Source organism: Streptomyces sp. NBC_00247, from assembly GCF_036188265.1.
GTDB lineage: Bacteria > Actinomycetota > Actinomycetes > Streptomycetales > Streptomycetaceae > Streptomyces.
Genome location: NZ_CP108093.1, coordinates 1,341,841 through 1,363,966 on the forward strand (window position 1 = coordinate 1,341,841; position 22,126 = coordinate 1,363,966).

The 22,126-nt window shown below is 70.2% G+C and carries 15 protein-coding genes and 1 pseudogene; 3 read left to right on the top strand and 13 right to left on the bottom strand.

Annotated elements, in window-relative coordinates:
* The first annotated feature begins 274 nt into the window (after window positions 1–274).
* Window positions 275–2,725, top strand: coding sequence for a DNA gyrase/topoisomerase IV subunit A (locus OHT52_RS05305; protein ID WP_328718968.1), 2,451 nt, complete (start codon window positions 275–277; stop codon window positions 2,723–2,725).
* 371 nt (window positions 2,726–3,096) lie between these two features.
* Here the strand turns inward: OHT52_RS05305 and OHT52_RS05310 are convergent, their stop codons facing one another.
* The 3 genes from OHT52_RS05310 to OHT52_RS05320 all read right to left on the bottom strand — a co-directional run bounded on the left by OHT52_RS05310 (window position 3,097) and on the right by OHT52_RS05320 (window position 6,257).
* Window positions 3,097–3,504 (bottom strand): hypothetical protein, encoded by a 408-nt coding sequence (locus OHT52_RS05310; RefSeq protein WP_328718969.1) that lies wholly within the window; start codon window positions 3,502–3,504, stop codon window positions 3,097–3,099.
* Window positions 3,505–3,842: 338 nt separating this feature from the next.
* Window positions 3,843–5,051: a CobW family GTP-binding protein gene (locus OHT52_RS05315; RefSeq protein WP_328718970.1), complete on the bottom strand. Its 1,209-nt coding sequence runs from the start codon at window positions 5,049–5,051 to the stop codon at window positions 3,843–3,845.
* Window positions 5,052–5,093: 42 nt separating this feature from the next.
* Window positions 5,094–6,257 carry a citrate synthase/methylcitrate synthase gene (locus OHT52_RS05320; protein WP_328718971.1) on the bottom strand — a complete coding sequence of 388 codons (1,164 nt, stop codon included), beginning with the start codon at window positions 6,255–6,257 and terminating at the stop codon, window positions 5,094–5,096.
* 132 nt (window positions 6,258–6,389) lie between these two features.
* On the opposite strand from OHT52_RS05320, the gene OHT52_RS05325 reads away from it, so the two are divergent.
* Complete coding sequence (locus tag OHT52_RS05325) at window positions 6,390–7,766, top strand: citrate synthase (RefSeq protein ID WP_328718972.1); 1,377 nt, start codon at window positions 6,390–6,392, stop codon at window positions 7,764–7,766.
* Window positions 7,767–7,773: 7 nt separating this feature from the next.
* On the opposite strand, the gene OHT52_RS05330 is transcribed toward OHT52_RS05325, so the two are convergent.
* The 5 genes and pseudogenes from OHT52_RS05330 to OHT52_RS05350 all read right to left on the bottom strand — a co-directional run bounded on the left by OHT52_RS05330 (window position 7,774) and on the right by OHT52_RS05350 (window position 14,241).
* Window positions 7,774–8,793 (bottom strand): LacI family DNA-binding transcriptional regulator, encoded by a 1,020-nt coding sequence (locus tag OHT52_RS05330; protein ID WP_328718973.1) that lies wholly within the window; start codon window positions 8,791–8,793, stop codon window positions 7,774–7,776.
* Window positions 8,794–8,990: 197 nt separating this feature from the next.
* Window positions 8,991–10,583 carry a solute symporter family protein gene (locus OHT52_RS05335; protein WP_328718974.1) on the bottom strand — a complete coding sequence of 531 codons (1,593 nt, stop codon included), beginning with the start codon at window positions 10,581–10,583 and terminating at the stop codon, window positions 8,991–8,993.
* Window positions 10,580–11,056 (bottom strand): DUF485 domain-containing protein, encoded by a 477-nt coding sequence (locus OHT52_RS05340; RefSeq protein ID WP_328718975.1) that lies wholly within the window; start codon window positions 11,054–11,056, stop codon window positions 10,580–10,582. The genes OHT52_RS05335 and OHT52_RS05340 overlap by 4 nt, the downstream gene beginning before the upstream one ends.
* 96 nt (window positions 11,057–11,152) lie before the next feature.
* A pseudogene (locus tag OHT52_RS05345) lies at window positions 11,153–11,371 on the bottom strand (response regulator transcription factor); the annotation flags it as partial.
* A gap of 737 nt (window positions 11,372–12,108) precedes the next feature.
* Complete coding sequence (locus tag OHT52_RS05350) at window positions 12,109–14,241, bottom strand: DNA gyrase/topoisomerase IV subunit B (protein ID WP_328718976.1); 2,133 nt, start codon at window positions 14,239–14,241, stop codon at window positions 12,109–12,111.
* A gap of 445 nt (window positions 14,242–14,686) precedes the next feature.
* Between OHT52_RS05350 and OHT52_RS05355 the strand changes: the two genes are divergently transcribed.
* Entirely contained in the window at window positions 14,687–14,920 is a 234-nt protein-coding gene (locus OHT52_RS05355; RefSeq protein ID WP_327178373.1) for a DUF7455 domain-containing protein, read from the top strand.
* 139 nt (window positions 14,921–15,059) lie between these two features.
* On the opposite strand, the gene OHT52_RS05360 is transcribed toward OHT52_RS05355, so the two are convergent.
* The 5 genes from OHT52_RS05360 to OHT52_RS05380 form a co-directional block, all read right to left on the bottom strand.
* Window positions 15,060–15,887, bottom strand: coding sequence for a S1 family peptidase (locus OHT52_RS05360; RefSeq protein WP_328718977.1), 828 nt, complete (start codon window positions 15,885–15,887; stop codon window positions 15,060–15,062).
* 212 nt (window positions 15,888–16,099) lie between these two features.
* Window positions 16,100–17,641, bottom strand: coding sequence for an RNA polymerase sigma factor (locus tag OHT52_RS05365; RefSeq protein WP_327178371.1), 1,542 nt, complete (start codon window positions 17,639–17,641; stop codon window positions 16,100–16,102).
* A gap of 320 nt (window positions 17,642–17,961) precedes the next feature.
* Complete coding sequence (locus tag OHT52_RS05370; RefSeq protein WP_328718978.1) at window positions 17,962–18,849, bottom strand: FadR/GntR family transcriptional regulator; 888 nt, start codon at window positions 18,847–18,849, stop codon at window positions 17,962–17,964.
* A 161-nt stretch (window positions 18,850–19,010) separates the two neighbouring features.
* A complete protein-coding gene (locus tag OHT52_RS05375; RefSeq protein WP_328718979.1) occupies window positions 19,011–20,735 on the bottom strand; it encodes an ABC transporter ATP-binding protein in 1,725 nt (574 codons plus the stop codon).
* 226 nt (window positions 20,736–20,961) lie between these two features.
* Complete coding sequence (locus OHT52_RS05380; RefSeq protein ID WP_328718980.1) at window positions 20,962–21,726, bottom strand: NUDIX hydrolase; 765 nt, start codon at window positions 21,724–21,726, stop codon at window positions 20,962–20,964.
* Window positions 21,727–22,126: the final 400 nt, after the last annotated feature.

Sequence of the window (22,126 nt, forward strand, 5' to 3'; positions counted from 1 at the left end):
CGGCCCGGGCGTCGGTTCTGACTCCGGTACGGCGTCGGTTCGGCTCCCGGTACGGCGCGGGTTCGGCTCCCGGTACGGCGTCGGTTCCGATTCCGGTACGGCGTCGGCCCGGCTCCCGGTATGGCCGGAGAACCCCTGGAAACGGGCGTCCCGGCGGGGTCCGGCCGGGCCCTTGGGACGGGTCGAGGTCGGCACTGTCGGCGGGGCGGTCCACAATGGTCCGCGTCAGAACCTCAGGTTGCCCGACAGAATCTGTGAAGGAGTCGCAGCCGCGATGGCCCGCCGCAGCACGAAAACCCCGCCGCCGGACGACTTCGAGGAGAAGATCCTCGACATCGACGTCGTCGACGAAATGCAGGGCTCCTTCCTCGAGTACGCGTACTCGGTGATCTACTCCCGGGCCCTGCCCGACGCGCGCGACGGCATGAAGCCGGTGCACCGCCGCATCGTGTCCCAGATGAACGAGATGGGACTGCGCCCCGACCGCGGGTACGTCAAGTGTGCCCGCGTGGTCGGCGAGGTCATGGGTAAGCTGCACCCGCACGGGGACGCGTCGATCTACGACGCCCTGGTGCGCATGGCGCAGCCGTTCTCCATGCGTCTCCCGCTCGTGGACGGACACGGCAACTTCGGCTCCCTCGGCAACGACGACCCGCCGGCCGCCATGCGGTACACCGAGTGCCGGATGGCCGACGCCACGTCCCTCATGACGGAGTCGATCGACGAGGACACCGTCGACTTCCAGTCGAACTACGACGGCCAGGAGCAGGAGCCCGTCGTCCTCCCGGCCGCCTACCCGAACCTGCTGGTCAACGGCGCGTCCGGGATCGCGGTCGGCATGGCGACCAACATGCCGCCGCACAACCTCGGTGAGGTCGTCGCCGCCGCGCGCCACCTCATCCGGTACCCGAACGCCGACCTCGAAGCGCTGATGCGGTTCGTCCCCGGTCCCGACCTGCCGACCGGTGGCCGGATCGTGGGTCTGAGCGGTATCAAGGACGCCTACGCCGCCGGGCGCGGCACGTTCAAGATCCGGGCGACGGTCGCCGTGGAGAACGTCACCCCGCGCCGCAAGGGCCTCGTCGTCACCGAACTGCCCTTCACGGTCGGTCCGGAGAAGGTCATCTCCAAGATCAAGGACCTGGTCTCGTCGAAGAAGCTCCAGGGCATCGCCGACGTCAAGGACCTCACCGACCGCTCGCACGGACTGCGTCTGGTCATCGAGATCAAGAACGGCTTCGTGCCGGAGGCCGTCCTGGAGCAGCTCTACAAGCTGACGCCGATGGAGGAGTCCTTCGGCATCAACAACGTCGCGCTCGTCGACGGCCAGCCGCTCACCCTGGGGCTCAAGGAGCTCCTGGAGGTCTACCTCGACCACCGTTTCGAGGTCGTGCGCCGGCGCAGCGAGTTCCGCCGCACCAAGCGGCGCGATCGGCTGCACCTGGTGGAGGGGCTGCTCGTCGCCCTCGTCGACATCGACGAGGTCATCCGGATCATCCGGGACAGCGACAACTCCGCGGCAGCGAAGGAGCGCCTCATGGAGCGCTTCTCGCTGAGCGAGATCCAGACGCAGTACATCCTGGACACTCCGCTGCGCCGGCTGACCCGGTTCGACCGGATCGAGCTGGAGAGCGAGCGCGACCGGCTCAGTTCGGAGATCGAGGCGCTGACCGCGATCCTGGAGTCGGACAGCGAGCTGCGCAAGCTCGTCTCCTCCGAACTGGCGGCGGTGGCGAAGAAGTTCGGTACCGACCGGCGTACGGTGCTGCTGGAGTCGGCGGGCTCGCAGGTCTCCGCCGTACCCCTTCAGGTGGCGGACGACCCGTGCCGGGTGCTGCTCTCCTCCACCGGTCTGCTCGCCCGGACGGCCAACGCCGACCCGGTGGCCGAGGACGAGGACGCCAAGCGCGCGAAGCACGACGTGATCGTGTCCGCCGTACCGGCGACCGCGCGCGGCGAGGTGGGGGCGGTGACCTCCACCGGGCGGCTGCTGCGCGTCGCGGTGATCGATCTGCCCCAGCTGCCTGACACCCACGCCGCTCCCAACCTCTCGGGCGGAGCTCCGGTGTCGGAGTTCCTCACGCTGGACGAGGGCGAGGAGCTGATCTGCCTGACCACGCTCGACGAGACGTCGCAGGGCCTGGCGATCGGCACCCTCCAGGGGGTGGTGAAGCGCGTCGTGCCGGACTATCCGGCCAACAAGGACGAACTGGAGGTCATTTCCCTGAAGGAGGGCGACCGGATCGTCGGCGCCGTGGAGCTGCGTACGGGCGAGGAGGACCTCGTCTTCATCTCGACCGACGCGCAGTTGCTGCGGTACCCGGCGGCCCAGGTGCGTCCGCAGGGGCGTCCGGCCGGCGGCATGGCCGGGATCAAGCTCACGGACGGCGCCGAGGTGCTGTCCTTCACCGCGGTCGAACCGGCCGCTGACGCGGCGGTGTTCACGGTGGCCGGCTCGCACGGCACACTGGACGACTCGGTGCTCACGTCGAAGCTGACACCCTTCGACCAGTACCCGCGCAAGGGACGGGCCACCGGTGGGGTGCGGTGCCAGCGGTTCCTCAAGGGTGAGGACGTGCTGGTCTTCGCCTGGGCCGGCCCCCTGCCCGCCCGCGCCGCGCAACAGAACGGCGCACCCGCGCGACTGCCGGAACCCGACCCGCGCCGTGACGGTTCGGGCATCCCGCTGACCGACCCGGTCGCCTCGGTCGCGGGTCCGGTGTAGCGGCAGCCGCAGTCGTACGGAGGACGGGCGCGGCGGGGCGGGCCCGTCGCCCCGTTTTCCGTACGGCTCCGAGCGGCCGGGCGTGTCCGGCGGGCCGAGGCGCGTCGGGGGCGCGGCGTCAGGTGCGGTGCGTCGCGAGGCCGCGGACTCTCCCCACCGTGATCGACCCCGACGACGGCCCCGACGAACCACTGCCCGGACTACCGGCCTCGCTTCGCGCGTCGGCGCACGACTCGTACCGGTCCACGACGCGCACCGGTCCGGGTTCCCCGGGACGGATCGGAAACGGCAACCGGGCGGGCGGGGCCGTCGACGAAGGGCGGCCGGGCGGCGGGCTGCCGGCCCTGGTCGTCGGGGGTGGCGGCGGGCGGTCAGGCGCCAGGGTCGACTTCGGGGTGCGTGAACCGCACGGGCCTGCCCAGCGACCGGGCGTAGGCGATTTCGGCTCGGGTGCTGTCTCCGACGTAATCGCCCACCACCAGCACCTCGTCAGCGAGCCGGATCTTCGCCCGGTGCAGATCGTCGAGTCGAACCTTCAGCGCCTCGGCCTCGACAGGATCGGACCAGAGTGCGTGCGGTGACTTCATGTCACAGCCCGGTTTGACGACGATCCTTCCGGCTCCGGTCTCCCGCAGATCGGCCTCGTTCATCTCGGCCATGAAGCGGGTGGAGCCGCAGATCACGACGACACGCGGGAGGCTCAACAGCTGCTTCGCGTCGGCGAGCTTCTCCTCGGGGGTGAGCGGCTTCGGGTACGACGCTGGTTCCTCGTACGACACTGGTTCCTCCTGGTCACGTGGTCCGAGGGATGTCCGCAGGGATGTCCGCAGGGACGAGAACGAGGGAGCTACCCCTATCGTTTCGTGACGAACGACGTGGCCACCCTCGCGCCGAGACTCTGTGCGACGCCCGACGACATGCTGAAGGAGCATCGCGGCCGGGCACCACGGCGTCCGCCAGTCGGCATGACGCCCCGCCCGAACTGTGCCGGAGCGGTCCCCCTGGCACGGCACAGGCCATGCTCGACCACCCCGTCGGGGCCACTCGGCTCCGCGATCCGGCTCGCGGCACTCCGCGAGGACCGGCTGAGCCACCCGGCACCCCCGCCGGACAGTGCCTACCGCAGGTCCGGCTCGGCAGGTCCGTCGTCTTCCACGGGCCGGTCGGCTCCATCGGCAGACCGGCCCGTGGCGACGTAACGCAGGACCCCCCACATGGCGCGCTCCAGATCGTCCGCGTCGCGCGGCTCGGCCTCCGGTACGCCGCCGGGGCCCGCGCCGCCCGAGTCCGCGCCGCCCGGGCCGGGCGTCCGGCAATCCTCCAGTTCCCGCAGGAGCGCCTCCCCGTCGAACCCTGAACCGATCAGGACGAGTTGGGTGAGCCTCGGCTCGTCGCGGGCCCACGGACGCGGGACGAACCGGAGGAACCGGCCCACCGCGTGCACCAGGTAGGTGTTGCGGGGGTCGGCAGCGCCGAAGTCCACGAAGCCCTTCATGCGGTACAGCCCCTCGGGCCGTGAATCGAGGAACCGCATGAACCGGCGGGGATCCAGCGGCGTTCCGGTGGAGAGCTCGACGCTCTGGTACGCGGCGTGGGGATGGGCTCCGCCGTGGTTCCCCGATCCGCCGTGCTGGTCCGCCTCCCCTGCCAGCAGGTCCTCGAAGGTGAGTTGGCGGGCCGCCGTCCGGTCGCTGTCGGGACGGAGCGCGGGGTCGAAGAGCAGCGACGGGTCGATCCGTCCGTGTTCCGTGGAGACGACGGCGGCACGGTCGGTCAGCGAGGTGACCGAGGCGTACAGCCGCTCGTGCTCGGCGTCGTCGATCCGGTCGGTCTTGTTGAGGACCACCAGATCGGCGACGGCGAGGTGCCGGTCGGTCTCCGGGTGCCGCTCCCGGGTGCGCTCGAACTCGGCCGCGTCGACGACCTCGACCAGCCCGCCGTAGACGATCCTCGGGTTCTCGCTCGCCAGCAGCATCCGTACGAGTTCCTGGGGCTCGGCGAGTCCGCTGGCCTCGATGACGATCAGATCGAGGCGGGCGGCGGGCCGCGTCAGGGTCTCCAGATAGGAGTCCAGCTCGCTCGCGTCCACCGCGCAGCACAGGCAGCCGTTGCCCAGCGAGACCGTCGAGCCGACCTGTCCGGCGACCGTCATGGCGTCGATCTCGATGGCCCCGAAGTCGTTCACGATCACGCCGACGCGGTTTCCGGCGCGGTGGTGGAGCAGGTGGTTCAGCAGGGTGGTCTTGCCCGAACCGAGGAAACCCGCGAGCACGAGGACCGGGATCTGCGGAATGCGGGCATCACCCGGTGGGGCCGAAGCGGGCAAGACGGGCCATCCTCACGGAGCGAAGCAATGGCGGCACCACGGTCAGGGTGCCGGGACCGGCTGCGGCGGAGGCGTCCCGACATAGCGGGCCGCGGGTCGGATGATCTTCGAGTCCGCCGCCTGTTCCAGGATATTGGCACTCCAGCCGACCACCCGCGCCGCACAGAAGGTGGGCGTGAACATGGCCCGGGGAAGCCCGCAGAGCTCCATCACGACTCCGGCGTAGAACTCCACGTTGGTGTGCAGCTCACGGCCCGGCTTGAGCTCGGCGAGGATGGCTTCCACCTGACGCTCCACCTCGACGGCGAAGTCGACGAGCGGGCCGCCGAAGTCCTGGGCGATCTCCCTCAGCATCCGCGAACGCGGATCCTCGGTGCGGTAGACCGGGTGGCCGAAGCCCATGATCCGTCCGCCCGAGAGGACCTGTTCGCGGATCCAGCCGTCGATACGGTCCGGGGTGCCGATCGCATCCAGCGTGTCCAGTGCGCGGCTCGGCGCACCTCCGTGCAGGGGGCCGGAGAGCGCGCCGACCGCCGCGACCAGGCAGGCGGCCATGTCGGCACCGGTGGAGGCGACGACCCTCGCGGTGAAGGTGGACGCGTTGAACCCGTGGTCGACGGTGGAGATGAGATAGCGCTCGACCGCCCGCGCACGGACGGCGTCGGGCAACTCGCCGGTGAGCATGTACAGGTAGTTGGCGGCGTGCGGCAGATCGTCGCGCGGTTCGACCGGTTCGAGACCCTCGCCCAGACGGTGCAGGGCGGTCAACAGGGTGGGCACCGCCGCGCAGACGGCGAGCGCGTCCTCACGGCGGCGACCCGGCTCGATGTCGTACAGCGGGCGGTACCCGGCCGAGGCGCCGAGCAGGGAGAGCGCGGTACGCAGCCCCGCCAGCGGGCCGGACACGGCTCCGGCGCGGGCGATGGCGGGCAGCGCCGCGCGGACCTCGTCCGGGAGGTGGCGCAGCTCGGCGGTGCGCGCGGCGAACGCGGCGCGGGCGGGCTCGTCGGGCAGCTCACCGTGGAACATCAGGTACCAGACGTCCTCGAAGCTCCGGGTCTGCGCGAGCTCGATCGCCGAGTACTGGCGGTAGTGGTAGAAGCCCTCGGTCCCCCGGACGTCGCCCAGGACGGTGTCGGTGACGACGACACCCGCGAGGCCGCGGGGGACGCCGGTCGGGGCGGGGCTGTGGGTCTTGGTCGGCATCGCCGGCTCCTCTTCGGATCTTCCTCTTCCTGGTCACGCTCTCCCAGGTCATTGATTCGACTATCCATGCTTGATTGCATGGGCGTCAATATTGATTGAATCAATATATAGTGGAGTGGATACGGTGAGCACATGACGGATCAGGGAGCGCGCGACTTCGACACCGGAACCGGCGAGCGGCTCAGTACGCGCGAGACGGCCGCTCTGCTCGGCGTGAAACCGGAGACGGTGTACGCCTACGTCAGCCGCGGTCAGCTCAGCAGCGTGCGCGCGCCCGGAGGGCGGGGGAGCACGTTCGACGCCGACGAGGTGCGGGCCCTGGCCCGGCGCACAGGTCGGCGCGACCCCCTGCCGGCGGGCGGGGCGGACCTGGTCTTCCGTACCGGCATCACCCTCATCGACCAGGACCGCTACTACTACCGGGGCGTCGACGCGGGCGAACTCGCCCTGCACCACGGGTACGAGGAAGTCGCCGAATGGCTCTGGACCGGCGAACTCAGGCCGGGCGTCCGTTTCTCCGCTCCCCCGCAGGCCCTGACCGCGGCACGACAGGCCGTCGCCGCACTGCCCGCGCACAGCGGGACGACGGACCGGCTGCGGGTCGCGGTCGTCGCTGCGGCGGCTGCCGACCCACTGCGTTTCGACCTCTCCCCCGCCTCGGTCCTGGACGCGGCGCGCGGCCTGATCCCGACCTTGGTGGGCGCACTGCTGCCGGCCGCCGGTGCGCCCGCCGACCGGGTCCCGGCCTCCGGGGCTCCCGTCGGCGACGTCGGTCGCACCGGTACGGGCCCCGCCGGCCCCGGCATCGCGGCCCGGTTGTGGCCCGCGCTCACCGCGCGTCCCGTCGGCGCCGCGTCACTCGCCGTGCTGGACACCGCGCTCGCGCTGCTGATCGACCACGACCTCGCGGCGTCCACCCTCGCCGTCCGGGTGGCGGCCTCCGCGCACGCACATCCGTACGCCGTGGTCTCGGCGGGGCTCGGGGCGCTGGAAGGACCGCTGCACGGGGCGGCCAGCGGGCTCGCCCACCGGATGCTCCGGGAGGTCGTGGAACGGGGCGGTGCCGCACCGGTCGTCGCCGACCACCTGCGTACCGGAAGGCGGATCCCCGGACTCGGCCACCGGCTCTACGACGGCGAAGACCCCCGCGCACGGGTCCTGTTCGCCCTGCTGGAGGACGTGCCCGAGGCCGCTTCGGCGCTCGCCGCGGCGCGGGACGTGGTGTCGACCGCCGCCCGGCACGTACCTCTGCACGCCAACGTCGATCTGGCGCTGGCCGTGCTGTCGGTCTCCGAGGCCATGCCCGCCGAGGCGGGTGAGACCGTGTTCGCGGTGGCCCGCACGGCGGGCTGGATCGCGCACGCCCTGGAGGAGTACGCGGAACGGCCCCTGCGCCTGCGCCCCCGCGGCCAGTACACCGGACCGCCCCCGCCGCAGGCGTTGCCTTCCCCGGTCATTTCCTCGATCGCTTCATCGGCCCCTGAGAGCCGCTCCGGCAACGCAAGATAGCGACAGATCAGCGCGAATTCTCGCGCGGCGGCGGGGCGGTCGATCCGCGCACCACCAGTTCCGGCTCGAAGAGCAGCTCGTCGGAGGGCACCGCCTTGCCCCCGATCTGCACGGACAGCAGCTCGACGGCCGCCCGGCCCATGGCCTCGATGGGCTGACGAACCGTCGTCAGGGGCGGTTCGGTGCAGTTCATGAAGGCGGAGTCGTCGTATCCGACCACCGACACGTCGTGCGGCACGGAGAGCCCCCTGCGGCGTACCGCGCGCACCGCGCCGAGCGCGAGCGGGTCGCTGCCGCAGATGATGCCGGTGACGTCCCGGTCGAGCAGCCGGGAAGCCGCGGCCTGGCCGCCCTCCAGCGAGAACATGGCCCGTGCCACGTGTTCGTCCGGGATCGTCGCCCCGTACTCACGGGCCAACTGCCGTGCGGCGTCGAGCTTGCGCTGGGAGGGAACGTGGTCGCCGGGACCGAGAACCAGGCCGATCCGCTCGTGCCCGAGCGAGGCGAGATGCCGCCACGCCTGCTCGACCGCGACGGAGTCGTCGCAGGAGACACCCGGAAAGCCGAGTTCGGCGATGGCCGCGTTGATCAGGACGACGGGGATGCGACGGTCGGCGAGCACCTTGTAGTGGTCGTGGGCGGCGTCCGCCTGGTGGTAGAGGCCACCGGCGAAGACCACTCCGGACACCTGCTGCTGGAGCAACAGGTCCACGTAATCCGCCTCGGAGACCCCGCCCTTGGTCTGCGTACAGAGCACGGGCGTGAGCCCCTGCTGGGCGAGGGCGCCGCCGACCACTTCGGCGAAAGCCGGGAAGATGGGATTCTGGAGTTCGGGAAGAACGAGCCCGACCAGCCTGGCCCGCTCGCCCCGCAGCTGGGTCGGTCGCTCGTACCCGAGCACGTCCAGCGCGGAGAGCACCGCCTGCCGAGTGGCGTCCGAGACGCCTGGCTTACCGTTCAGGACCCGGCTGACCGTGGCCTCACTGACCCCAACCTTCTGTGCCACCTGAGCAAGTCGTCGCGTCATGAGCGCAAGATTAGCGCAAGGAACGCAAACCGATTGCGTGCCCGTCAAAACCTCCGCCCCACCACCCGGCCGCCGCCGGACCACGCCGCCTTGCCGGACCGCGGCCCGCTGCCGTACCGCGGCCTGTTGTCGGCCCCCGGCCTGTTGCCGGAACGCGCCGACTCCGGTCGGACCACTGCCGGACCGCCCGGCTCCGGTCAGACCGCCCCGGCTCCGGTCAACGACCTGACCTCCATCTCGGCGTGCCTGTCCTCGTCGGGCGGCTGGGCGGAGGTCACCGTGCCGATCCACCCCGCGAGGAATCCGAGGGGAATGGAGACGAGACCGGGATTCTCCAGCGGGAAGAGCTGAAAGTCGACCCCTGGGAAGAGGGCGGTGGGCGAGCCGGAGACGACCGGCGAGAGCAGTACGAGAATCAGAGCCGGGACCAGCCCCCCGTACACGGCCCAGACGGCACCACGGGTGGTGAAGTTCTTCCAGAAGAGCGAGTAGAGCAGCGCCGGAAGGTTGGCCGAGGCGGCCACCGCGAAGGCCAGCCCGACGAGGAAGGCCACATTGAGGTCCTGGGCGAGCAGGCCCAGCCCGATGGCGACCACCCCGATCCCGACGGCGGCCACCCGGGCTACCGCGACCTCGCCGAACGGCTTGCCGCCGGGGCGGCGGAGCGAGGCGTAGAGGTCGTGGGCGACCGAGGCCGAGGAGGCGAGGGTGATCCCCGCGACCACTGCCAGGATCGTGGCGAAAGCGATGGCGGCGACCACGGCGAAGAGAATCGTTCCGCCGGTGGCTCCCTCGCCGCCGCCCAGCGCCAGCGCCAGCAGCGGAACCGCGGTGTTCCCGGCCTCGCTGGAGGACCGGACCGCGGTGGGCCCGACAAGTGCCGCGGCGCCGAACCCGAGCACGATCGTCATCAGGTAGAAGCTGCCGATCAGCCCGATCGACCAGACGACGGACCGCCGGGCCGCACGGGCCGTCGGCACCGTGTAGAAGCGGGACAGAATGTGCGGCAGTCCGGCCGTGCCGAGGACCAGCGCCAGTCCGAGGCTGATGAAGTCGAAGCGTGCCGTCCAACCGCCGCCGTACTTGAGTCCCGGCGCGAGGAAACTCCGTCCGTGGCCACTGCGTTCGGCCGCGGTGCTGAGCAGTGCGTTGACGTCACCGTGGAACCGGACCAGAACGGCCACGGTGAGGGCGATCGTGCCGGCCATGAGGAGGACGGCCTTGACGATCTGGATCCAGGTGGTGGCTCGCATGCCGCCGAACGAGACGTAGACCACCATGAGTGCGCCGACCCCGACCACGGTCCAGGAACGGGTGGCGCCGCTGGTACCGCCGAGGAGCATGGCGACCAGGCTGCCGGCACCGACCATCTGCGCGACGAGGTACAGCACCGAGACGGTCACCGACGACGCCCCGACGGCGGTGCGCACGGGGCGCTCCGCCATGCGTGCGGCCACCACGTCGGCCAGGGTGAACCGTCCGCAGTTGCGCACGAGTTCGGCCACCAGGAGCAGGACGACCAGCCAGGCGACGAGGAACCCGACCGAATACAGCATCCCGTCGTAGCCGAAGAGGGCGATGAGCCCGGAGATGCCGAGGAACGAGGCAGCCGACATGTAGTCACCGGCGATGGCGAAACCGTTCTCCATGGGAGAGAACAGCCGGCCCCCGGCATAGAACTCCTCGGCCGAGCCCTGGCGGGTACGTCCGACCCAGGTGGTGATGCCGAGGGTGACGGCGATGAACGCGCTGAACAGCACCAGCGCGAGCGTCTGATGGTCCCCGCTCAACGCTCGACACCTCTCGTCAGCTCCTGGGTCTCCCAGCGCAGTTCCAGCGCCGCCCGGTCCCGGCGGAGCCGCGCGTGCCGGGCGTACGCCCAGGTCAGCAGGAAGGTGGTGAGGAACTGGCCGAGCCCGGCGACCATGGCGACATTCAGAGCCCCGGCCACCGGACGGGCCATCAGCCCGGGTGCCCCGGTGGCCGCGACCACGTAGGCGAGGTACCAGAGGAGGAACGCGACGGTCGCCGGAACGACGAACCTCCGGTATCGGCGGCGCACTTCGCGGAAAGCCTCGCTCCGCTGGACCTCTCGGTAGATGTCGGCAGCGCTGTGGCCGCTCTGCGGAGCCCCGGGGAGGGGTGGAGCATCGGGCGCCGCTGTCCCCGTACCGTCCCGCTCGCCCCACGCTGGGGCCAGTGCGTCGTACCACGGCTCGTCGAGCCGGGTCACCGCCTCCACCCGCCCTGCTTCCTTCTCCACCGAACAACTCCCTTGTCCGCGAGCCTTTTCGGCCGCTCAGCCAAGAGTGTCCGGACAGGGGGGATCTCGGTTGCAGCATGCACCGCTTTCACCTGTTCAGGTGACATCCGTACCAGGTGACCGTGTGAGCCCTCGTACGTATGCGTAACGAACCGCCTGCGCCCGGTCCCGCACCCCCGTCTTGGCGAACAGGTGGTTGACGCGCGTTCTCACCGTGGCCGGGGAAACGTGCGGCCGGCGCGCGCTCTCGGTGTTGTCGAGCCCTTCGGCGATGAGCAGAGTCCGGACGAGTACGGACGGGGCTGACCGGGCGGGCGCCCTCGGCATGCGTGCGAGCGCCTCGCGAGAAGGCCACGAGGTCCAGATCGCCGCGGTCACGGAAGGTCCCTTCGCGCCACCGGAATCCCTGTCCCGTCACCGGCGCGGGTCGCGGCGCGATGCGGAGCGCCGCCTGCCGACGGCGACGCCGCCGCGTGCGCTTGACTGCCCCGCGAGCTCGGCCGGATCCGAAGGGACGGCTCCGGACGCCGGTACAGGACCGCTCCTCGCACCAGCAGGGTGACGGCCAGAGCGAGCCGGAGACCGTCACCGCCCTGTTCCACCCCCATGGCCGTCCCGGCGGCCCAGAGGGCGGCACGCAGCGCCAGACCGCCCGCCCAGACGAACGCCGTGGCTCGGGTGCCCCGGACCACGGGGAGCCGTCCGCGTCCAGCCAGACCCGGGCCGTCAACCCCCAGCCGGCGCCGAGGCCGAGCCCGACCATCAGTTCGACTGCGAGCGCCCCCGCCGACACGGTCTCGTGCCGCCTGTCGAGCAGCATTCCGCCACGCAGCGGGAGCACCGCCAGGATTCCGGGAAGGAGCCACCACCGAGCCGACAGCTGACGTGCCGAGAGCTGGCGCAGCAGAGTCCGGCCGGCGACGGCGACGATCACAAGAACACCGCTACGGACGGAGAGCTGCCGAGGGATCGACCCCCCGGGTTGGTCACAGGCGGAGTACGCCTCTCCACCCACGGGTGGAGAGGCGTACGAGGCGGAGGTAACGAGCCGCTCAGGCGTCGATGCGCGAGCGGTCCAGGGTCGCCGCCGAGCTCGTGATGAACTCCTTGCGGGGCGCGACCTCGTTGCCCATCAGCAGGTCGAAGACCTTCTCCGCAGACTCCAGATCGCCGATGTTGATCCGTCGCAGGGTCCGGAAGCGGGGGTCCATCGTGGTCTCGGCCAGCTGGTCGGCGTCCATCTCGCCCAGGCCCTTGTACCGCTGGATGGAGTCCTTGAATCGGGTGTTCTTGCGCCGCAGGTCCACCAGCGTCTGGCGCAGTTCACCGTCCGAGTACGTGTAGATGTACTTGTCCTGGCCCTTCTTCGGCTGGACCAGCTCGATGCGGTGCAGCGGAGGCACCGCGGCGAAGACCCGGCCCGCTTCCACCATCGGCCGCATGTACCGCTGGAAGAGCGTGAGCAGCAGGATACGGATGTGCGCGCCGTCGACATCGGCGTCCACCAGCAAAACGATCTTGCCGTAGCGGGCGGCGTCGATATCGAAGGTCCGGCCCGACCCCGCCCCTATGACCTGGATGATCGCCCCGCATTCGGCGTTCTTCAGCATGTCCGAGACGGACGCCTTCTGCACGTTCAGGATCTTGCCGCGGATGGGCAGCAGCGCCTGGAACTCGCTGTTGCGCGCGAGCTTGGCCGTGCCGAGGGCCGAGTCCCCCTCGACGATGAAGAGCTCGCTGCGCTCCACGTCGTCGCTGCGGCAGTCGGCGAGCTTCGCCGGCAGGGAGGAGGACTCCAGGGCCGTCTTGCGACGCTGGGCGTCCTTGTGCTGACGCGCGGCGATGCGGGTGCGGGCGGCGGCCACCGCCTTGTCGAGCACTGCCCGGGCCTGCGCCTTGGCGTCGCGCTTGGTCGACGTCAGGAAGGCCTTGAGCTCCTTGGCCACCACGTTGGCGACGATCCGGTTGGCCGCCGAGGTACCGAGCACCTCCTTGGTCTGCCCCTCGAACTGGGGCTCGGCGAGCCGGACGGTGACGACCGCCGTGAGGCCCTCCAGGGCGTCGTCCTTGACGACGTCGTCCTCGGCGACCCGGAGCAGTTTGGCCGAACGCAGTGCCTCGTTGACCGTACGGGTCAGCGAGCGTTCGAATCCGGCCACGTGGGTGCCGCCCTTGGGGGTGGCGATGATGTTCACGAAGGACTTGACCACGGTGTCATAGCCGGTGCCCCAGCGCAGCGCGATGTCGACGCCCAGCTCGCGGGTGACCTCCGTCGGGGTCATGTGCCCACGCTCGTCGAGGACCGGGACGGTCTCCTTGAAGGTGCCCTGTCCGGTCAGCCGCTGCACGTCGCAGACGGCCTTGTCCTGGGCGAGGTACTCGCAGAACTCGCTGATGCCGCCGTCGAAGCGGAACGTCTCCTCCGTCTTGCCCTCGCCGTTCAGGCCACGCTCGTCGCGCACGACGATGGTGAGTCCGTTCACGAGGAAGGCCGTCTGGCGGGCGCGCTGGTACAGCGTCTCAAGGTCGAGCTTGGCGTCCTTGAGGAAGATCTGCCGGTCCGCCCAGTACCTGATCCTGGTACCGGTGCGGGCCTTGGGCACCCGCTTGGTCTTGCGGAGCCCGTTGTCCGGGTCGAAGGGGCTGTCCGGCCCCTGCTCGACGAACGCACCCGGCACCCCGCGCCGGAAGCTGATGGAGTGGGTGGAGCTGTTCCGGTCGACCTCCACGTCGAGGCGCGCGGAGAGCGCGTTGACGACCGAGGCGCCGACGCCGTGGAGGCCGCCGGAGGCTGCGTACGAGCCACCGCCGAACTTGCCGCCGGCGTGGAGCTTGGTCATGACGACCTCCACGCCGGAGAGCCCGGTCTTGGGCTCGACGTCGACGGGAATGCCACGGCCGTTGTCGCGCACCTCGACCGAGGAGTCGTCGTGGAGGATCACTTCGATGTGGTCGCAGTACCCACCGAGGGCTTCGTCGACCGAGTTGTCGATGATCTCCCAGAGGCAGTGCATGAGGCCGCGGCTGTCGGTCGACCCGATGTACATGCCGGGACGCTTGCGGACGGCCTCCAGCCCTTCGAGGACGAGAAGGTGCCGCGCGGTGTAGTTGGAGCTGTCCCTGTCGACGACGCCGCCGGCTCCGGTCAGCAGCGCAGTGGACGGCACGGACGTATCGGCGGTCACGCGGTTCGCTCCTCGCTGAATTTCAATGGGGGCCCGTTTGGGTATCGGGTGCGGCCGTGGTGGCCGCTGAAAGCCTACCGAGGCCTGGTAGAGCGGTTGTCACGCCACCCTCGGGGAATCATCATGCTAGTCGAGCCCCCCAACAGATCGCATGGATGTTCGATCATCCCTCGGAGTGACGTGCACATCACGTTCCTTTTGAGGCATGAACCATTTAGGCTCCGGGCACGTCCTCATGAACAACCGGCAAGCCGGCCGGAGGACCGACCCGACACCAGCAACGCGAAACCGTAGCGCTCCGCAATACGGCACATTCGCCGCCAACCGTCGGCAGCCCAGCCACCTGAAGAGAAGTTTTCGAAGAAATGCCACGAGCGGGAACGTTTTCGGCCTGGTTGGATGTTGACCCTGGTACGACAGCTCGTCGAGCTAGAGAAGAGGCGACGTGACTACTGTTCTGACCCCCGCGAGCCCGCTGACCGCAGCAGACCGCTGTGACCGTTGCGGCGCCCAGGCCTACCTGCGCGTCGTCCTCACCAGCGGCGGTGAACTGCTCTTCTGTGCCCACCACGGGCGCAAGTTCGAGCCGGAACTCAAGAAGATCGCCGCGGAAATACAGGATGAGACGGATCGGCTCACCGCCGTACAGGCCGGTGCCGCCGACGAGGCACAACACTGACACCTCGCATCCACGACGAGCGATGGGCCGGTCTCCGACCGTCCGACGGGCGGCTTCCCCGGTAGGGGAGGCCGCCCGTTCTCATGTGCTCCGTCCCGCCGTGGGGCGAGTCCAGGGGTGGGGTGGAGGTGTGAGGTTCTCAGATCCTGCCGGCCGCCCACGCGACCGCGGCGGAGACCCGGGTGTAGACCCCCGGGCTGTCCGCGCGTGCGCAGCCGTTGCCCCACGAGACCAGGCCGATGAGACGCCCCTCGACCACCAGTGGCCCTCCGCTGTCGCCCTGACACGCGTCGTAACCGCCATCGGGGTTACCGGCACAGACCATCGACGAGGCGTCGTACGACCCGCGTGAGCCGCCCGGGTAGGCGAGGTCGCACGCCTCGTCCGACAGAACCTGTACCGAGGCCGCCCGCAGCGTCGACGCGTACGTCCCGTACCCCGTCGTGTCGCCCCACCCGTAGACGAGCGCCTGCCCGCCCGCGAGGTAGGCGGTGTCACCTTCCCGGGCGACCGGAATCGAACTTTTTTCCGGAAGCGCTTCGGTCAGCGTCAGCACGGCTGCGTCGCCCACGTTGGTACTGGGGTTGTACGAGGGATTGACCCACGCCTCCTTCACCGGGATCTCCCGCCCTCCGGTACCGCGCAGATCGTCCCGCTCCGCAATGATCCGCAGGTCCGGCACGTCGGCCACCTCCCCCCCGAGCACGTCGGAGCCGAGGCAGTGGGCTGCGGTCAGCACCTTGGTGGGAGCGACCACCACCGCCCCGCAGAACTGCCCGCCGCGCGATTCCCCGAACAGGGCGCGGCTCGACAGAGCCACCACCCACGGGCTGTCCACCACGCTGGCGGGCTCTCCTCCGATGATGATGCTGTCGGTCGCGGCGGACGCCGGGGACCCGGCCGCCAGGGCGGTGGCCGCCGTCAGCGCCACCGCCCCGGTCAAGGCGCGAGCGAACCTGTGGAACATGGACACTCCTGACTCCGAGGTGGATATCACCTACTCAGAGTCATTCAGTCCGAAGCGGCCCGCACCCCCAAAGAGATCGGGCCGGGGGCCCGGAACCGAGTGGTTCCGGGCCCCCGGCCCGATCTGGGACCGGTCGGCCTAGATCGTGTTGTGAAAGTCCCGCCCGTCCGGCGACGCCCTCCGGGCGGACAGCGCTACTTTCAGGGCACGGCCTAGTCGAGGTAGTCGCGCAGAACCTGCGAACGCGACGGGTGGCGGAGCTTCGACATGGTCTTCGACTCGATCTGCCGGATGCGCTCGCGCGTCACCCCGTAGACCTTGCCGATCTCGTCCAGTGTCTTCGGCTGACCGTCGGTGAGACCGAAGCGCATGGAGACAACGCCCGCCTCACGCTCCGAGAGGGTGTCGAGCACCGAGTGCAGCTGCTCCTGGAGGAGGGTGAAACTCACCGCGTCGGCCGGAACGACCGCCTCGGAGTCCTCGATCAGGTCACCGAACTCGCTGTCTCCGTCCTCACCCAGCGGGGTGTGGAGGGAGATCGGCTCGCGGCCGTACTTCTGGACCTCGATGACCTTTTCGGGGGTCATGTCGAGTTCCTTGGCCAGCTCCTCCGGGGTGGGCTCGCGGCCCAGATCCTGGAGCATCTGCCGCTGGACACGCGCCAGCTTGTTGATGACCTCGACCATGTGCACCGGGATGCGGATGGTACGGGCCTGGTCGGCCATGGCGCGGGTGATCGCCTGACGAATCCACCAGGTGGCGTACGTGGAGAACTTGTAGCCCTTGGTGTAGTCGAACTTCTCGACCGCGCGGATCAGACCGAGGTTGCCCTCCTGGATCAGGTCCAGGAAGAGCATGCCGCGACCGGTGTAGCGCTTGGCGAGCGAGACCACGAGACGGAGGTTGGCCTCCAGCAGGTGGTTCTTGGCCCGTCGGCCGTCCTCGGCGATGATCTCCAGCTCGCGCTTGAGCTTCGGAGCGAGCTTGTCGGCGTTCGCCAGCTTGTCCTCGGCGAACAGACCCGCCTCGATCCGCTTGGCGAGCTCCACCTCCTGCTCGGCGTTGAGGAGGGGGACCTTGCCGATCTGCTTGAGGTAGTCCTTGACCGGGTCGGCGGTGGCACCGGCGACGGCGACCTGCTGCGCGGGCGCGTCGTCCTCGTCGTCGTCGGAGAGGACGAAGCCCTTGTTCTCGCCCTCGCCCTCCTCGTCCTCGCCCTTGCCGACCTTGACGTCCTCGACCGCCTCGTCACCGTCGAGAAGGTCGTCGTCCTGCTTGCCGGACTTCTTGGCGGCGGTCTTCTTGGCCACCGTCTTCTTCACGGCGGTCTTCTTCACGGCGGCCTTCTTGGCCACCGCCTTCTTCGCGGGGACCGCACCGGACTCGCCGGACGCGTCCGCGCTGTCGACGGCCGGGGCGGCGGATGCCGCGACGGTCCTCGTCACGGTCGTCTTCGCCGCGACGGTCTTGGTGGCGGTGCGCTTGACCGGGCTCTTCGCCGCGACGCTCTTGCGGGCGCGCTTGGGCGACTCCGCGGCACTGACCATCAGCGTCACACCCTCTTCCTCGAGGATCTGATTGAGGCTGCGCAGAACATTCTTCCACTGGGTTGGCGGAATCTGGTCAGCCTCGAAGGCCCGACGCACGTCGTCGCCGGCGATCTGCCCATCAGCCTTTCCCCGCTCGATGAGCGCCGTGACGGACTCGGATTCGGCAATCTCCGGCGGGAGCGTACGGGATGTGCTGGCCGACACGAACAACCTCTCGGAACGATGGAAACGGCTTCCGGCCCCGCCCTGGAGGGCTGGAACCGACGTCCGTCGACTGGAGTGTCGCCGACGGCGCGGGCTTGGCCTGGGATCTGCACAGCGCGCCGAATGGCTGCTGTATTCCTTCCGCGGCGGTCACCTCTTAGGTCATCGCATTGTTTCGAGGAGTGTTACGCCCAATCCGCGTGGCCCGAGTCACACCTCATTTGCGACGAACACTGCCAGGTACGACATCCCTCCACAATTGTGCCGCCGGACCGCACGGTCCGGCGGCACAGGGTGCGTGTACCCCGGCCGTACCGCTCTCAGTGCTCGCGCGGAGCCGGAACCACTCGCTCCACCTCGGGGTGAACGACGACGAGGAGCTGCCGCATGGCCGATTCGGCACCGGCCTCGTCACCCGCGGCAAGGGCGTCCGCGATCCTGGCGTGCTGGCCGACCGAAGCCTCGCTCGGCCGGTCGCACCCGGTGACCGGACTGCCGGAGACGTGGAGAGCGGAGGACACGATGCCGGAGAGATGGTCGAGCATCCGGTTACCGGCGGCCTGGATCAGCAGGGCGTGGAACTCCGCGTCGGCACGGGAGAAGGTGACTGCGTCCCCCTGCCCCAGCGCGTGTCCCATGATCTCGACCATGTCGCCGAGCCGTTGCTGAACGTCCTCCCGGCCATGCCCGGCGGCGAGCCTTGCCGCGAGCGGCTCGATCGTCCACCGCAGCTCCGCCAGCTCGCGGCGCTGGTCGTCGCGCTGAGGGCCGAAGGCGCGCCATTCGATGATGTCGGGGTCGAGCAGGTTCCAGTCGCTCACCGGGCGCACCCGAGTCCCCACGTTGGGTCGGGCGCTGACAAGCCCCTTCGCTTCGAGGACGCGCAGGGACTCGCGCACGACGGTACGGGAGACCTCGAATCGCTGCCCGATCTCTTCGGGAACGAGCGGGCGGTCCGCACCGAGGTCACCCGAAACGATCATCTGACCGAGTTGCTGGACGAGTTGACCGTGCAAGCCTCGGCCACGGCTTGCCGACCCCCGGCGGCCGGTGCGCCCCAGCTCGGATTCCGAGCCGCCCCAGGACCGCAGCGGCGCACGGTCGCCGGCCGGCTCCGAGTATGGGTAACGGTCGAGATCGCCCGGGCCGGCGAGGCCGGAATCGGCGGAGCGGGCGGTGGTCATCATGGTGTGCGCAAGGGTACTCACGCATCATTTGTCGGCCTGGCTCGCGCACCCCTTGAGGTCTTTGCTGAAAAGCACACGAAAGGGTGATCGTCGCTGACGCCGCAATTGACGCTTTATCGTCTCAATTCGGTCAAGGTGGGCCGCGCTTGACGTTCGCCGCCCGGCCTTCGGCTCCCTCATGATCACCAACGTGCCCTGTTCCGCAAGGCGGTGCCCGCGTAGGCGCACACCAGAGCCCCCAGCGAAACGAGAAGCGCCAGGCCGACGGGCTGGGCGAGGATCCGGCCGGCCGCCAGCAACCACCGGTCCGGTCCCGGCGGGATGTCGAGCCAGGCCAGTCCGCGCAGGCGGGCGGGAAGACCGGTCAGCGCGTGCGCGGCGGGGCCGGCGAACACCTTCTGCAACAGCGGCATCACGAGCACCGGGACGGCGAGCACGGCCGCCACTCCCGCACCGGCCACCCTGAAGATTCCCGCGGCGAGCAGCCCCGCCCAGGCGCAGCCGACGGCCAGAGCGGCCCAACTCACCGCCAGCAATGCCGCGTTCCCGGGAACCGCGGCCACCTCTTCCCCGTAGAAGAGGCGGAGCAACTGGATGTCGCAGACCACGACGAGGAGCGACAGAACGGTCACCGCCGCCCCGGTGACGAGCAGCTTCGCCACGAGCAGACCGAGCCGCCTCGGCACCGTCCCCCTGCTCGCCGCGAGAGCCGGGTAGCGGAATTCGTCGCCGTAGGAGAGTGCCCCCAACAGGCCTGCCCCGAGCGCTGCCGGAGGGAGCGGCAGCAGCGTCGGCCAGCCTGCGAGCAGATGCGACTGCGAGACTCCTCCGACACGCGCCAGCAGCACCGAGGCGGCCGCCGACGCGATCACGACCACTGCCATGATCAACGGCGTTGTCGTCACCCCCAGCATGCGCCTCACCTCGTACCGCATCGGGCGGAGCGGACCCCGCGGAGGGCGCACGGTGATCGGCGGGGGCAGTTCCGAGAGCGCCGCCGCGGAGGCGAGCGCGGGTGCGGGAGGCGCGGGAGGGCCCGCGTCGCCGAGTTCGTCGGCGAGCCGGTGCAGGGGAATGTCGTACCGGAACGCGGCGTCCCCGATCTCCGCGCAGTTGCTGCCGTACACCGACAGGCGTGTCCCCTCCTCGGCCACGATCTCCACGGACCGGCGCGCGTCCCGGGCTTCCCGGCCGACGACTGCCGCGAGTCGGGCGGCGTGCGGGGACTGTACGACGACGCGGGGGCGCAGTCTGGTACGGGCGAAGTCGGCGACCTCCTGGTCGGCCACGAGCCTGCCGTCGCCGATGGTGACGACGCGGTCCGCCGAGCGGATGGCCTCCTTGGGGTCGCAGGTGGTCCACAGCACCGTGCCCCCCTGGGCCGCGTGCGCGCGCATCAGCCCGTACAACCAGCCGCTCTCGTGGGAGGAAAGCCCGTCGGTGGGATCGTCGAGCAGCAGCGTGTGCGGGTCGCCCAACAGGGCTGCGGCGAGCCCCAGTCTGCGGTCCATCCCGACGGAGAGCCCGCCGATGCGCTGGTCGCCGAGCCCGGAGAGACCCACGACATCGAGCATCTCGTCGGCGCGCGACAAGGGAGCCCCGGCGGCGGCGCAGAGCATGCGCAACTGCCCCCGCGCGGTCCGCGCAGGATGCCCCGGTACATCTCCGAGGAGCACGCCCACTTCCCGCGGCGGATGGCCGATCCGGTGCAGCGGACGCCCTCTGAAGTAGGTGACTCCGCGCCCGGGGTCCAGTTCGAGCATGAGGCGCAGGGCCGTCGTCTTTCCGGCGCCCGGGACGCCGAGAAGCGCGGTGACACGGCCCGAGCGGGCCTCGAAGGTGAGATCGTCCACCGCGGGCGGCAGGTCGCGGCGGCGGGCACTGGTCAGTCCGATGGCCTGGAGCATCGCTTCTCTCGCGGAAGGTATGACCGCTCGGCGGCAGGGAGCGTGCGTACCTCAGCAACATAACGCGACATTTACGACTTTTGGTGCAGCAAGGAGTCTACGAGTGTTCCGCGCTCACGGACTCGGGAAACCACGGGGCACCGCGGGGGCACCGCGGGGCACCGCGGGGCACCGCAGAGCACCGATCACGAGATCGCTCACGCGTTCTCCCCGCCGACTACCGGGGTCAGACTTCCGGCCTCAGCATGGGCGGATTGAGGACCGTCGCAGAACCCGCACGGAACAACTGGGCGGGACGGCCGCCCTGTCGTGTGGTCGTGCCTCCGGAGGGCACCAGAAATCCTGGCGTACCGGTTACCTTGCGGTGGAAGTTCCTCGGGTCCAGGACCACTCCCCACACGGCCTCGTAGACGCGGCGCAGCTCTCCGACCGTGAACTCCGGCGGGCAGAACGCCGTGGCGAGCGAGGAGTACTCGATCTTGGAACGCGCCCGCTCCACGCCGTCCGCGAGAATACGGGAGTGGTCGAACGCCAGGGGGGCGGGCGACTCCGCCTCCTGCGCCGTGTCAGCGCCCACGGCCAGAAGGTCGTCCACAGGTGCCCACCGCGCACTGTTGGCGTCCCCGCCCGCGCGGGGAGCGGGGAGGTCGGGCGAGAGCGCGAGGTGGGCCACGCTGACGACCCTCATGCGTGGGTCACGGGCCGGGGCGCCGTACGTGGCGAGCTGTTCGAGGTGGGCACCGTTGCCGGCCCCGGAAACGGCCGGATCGTGCGCGCAGAGCCCTGTCTCCTCGACCAGCTCGCGGGCCGCCGCGGCGCCCAGGTCCTCGTCCGCACGGACGAACCCGCCGGGCAGAGCCCAGCAGCCCTGGAAGGGCGATTCCCCGCGGCGCACGACCAGCGCGCACAGTGCGTGGCGCCGCACTGTCAGCACGACCAGGTCGACCGTGACAGCGAAGGGCGGGAAAGTCGACGGGTCGTAGGACGGCATGCGGTGATCATAGTCGTCTCCCTGACGATAAACACTCCATTCCGCAGCGCTTGAAGGCGTATCCCACCGGGACGGGTGCGCGCACGACCACCCGATGCCGATGCCGACGAACATGCCGAAGGGAGCCGAAGGGAGGTGCGCGCGGCGGTGACGCGGTGGTGCGGTGTGGTCTGACCCCCGGGACAGCGACGCACCCGCCGCGCCGCACTCCCGCCGCAACGCCCCGCTCGCACTCCAGCCGCCCCGCCCGCTCGCGCTCCAGCCGCCCGTGCCCGGGCGCCGAGGACCGAAGCGCCTGGGCCGAACCGTGCGGGCCGAACCGTGCGGAAGCCGGAGCAGTGCGGAAACGGAGTCGCGTCGCGAGGGGCCGCGCGGAAGCGCAGCCGTACGGACACGCGGC

Excerpts from the sequence above, each read along its gene's own strand:
- OHT52_RS05305 (WP_328718968.1), top strand. The coding sequence starts at position 275 with ATGGCCCGCCGCAGCACGAAAACCCCGCCGCCGGACGACTTCGAGGAG.
- OHT52_RS05320 (WP_328718971.1), bottom strand. The coding sequence starts at position 6,257 with ATGCCGACCAAGACCCACAGCCCCGCCCCGACCGGCGTCCCCCGCGGC.
- OHT52_RS05325 (WP_328718972.1), top strand. The coding sequence starts at position 6,390 with ATGACGGATCAGGGAGCGCGCGACTTCGACACCGGAACCGGCGAGCGG.
- OHT52_RS05330 (WP_328718973.1), bottom strand. The coding sequence starts at position 8,793 with ATGACGCGACGACTTGCTCAGGTGGCACAGAAGGTTGGGGTCAGTGAG.
- OHT52_RS05360 (WP_328718977.1), bottom strand. The coding sequence starts at position 15,887 with ATGTTCCACAGGTTCGCTCGCGCCTTGACCGGGGCGGTGGCGCTGACG.
- OHT52_RS05375 (WP_328718979.1), bottom strand. The coding sequence starts at position 20,735 with ATGCTCCAGGCCATCGGACTGACCAGTGCCCGCCGCCGCGACCTGCCG.
- OHT52_RS05380 (WP_328718980.1), bottom strand. The coding sequence starts at position 21,726 with ATGCCGTCCTACGACCCGTCGACTTTCCCGCCCTTCGCTGTCACGGTC.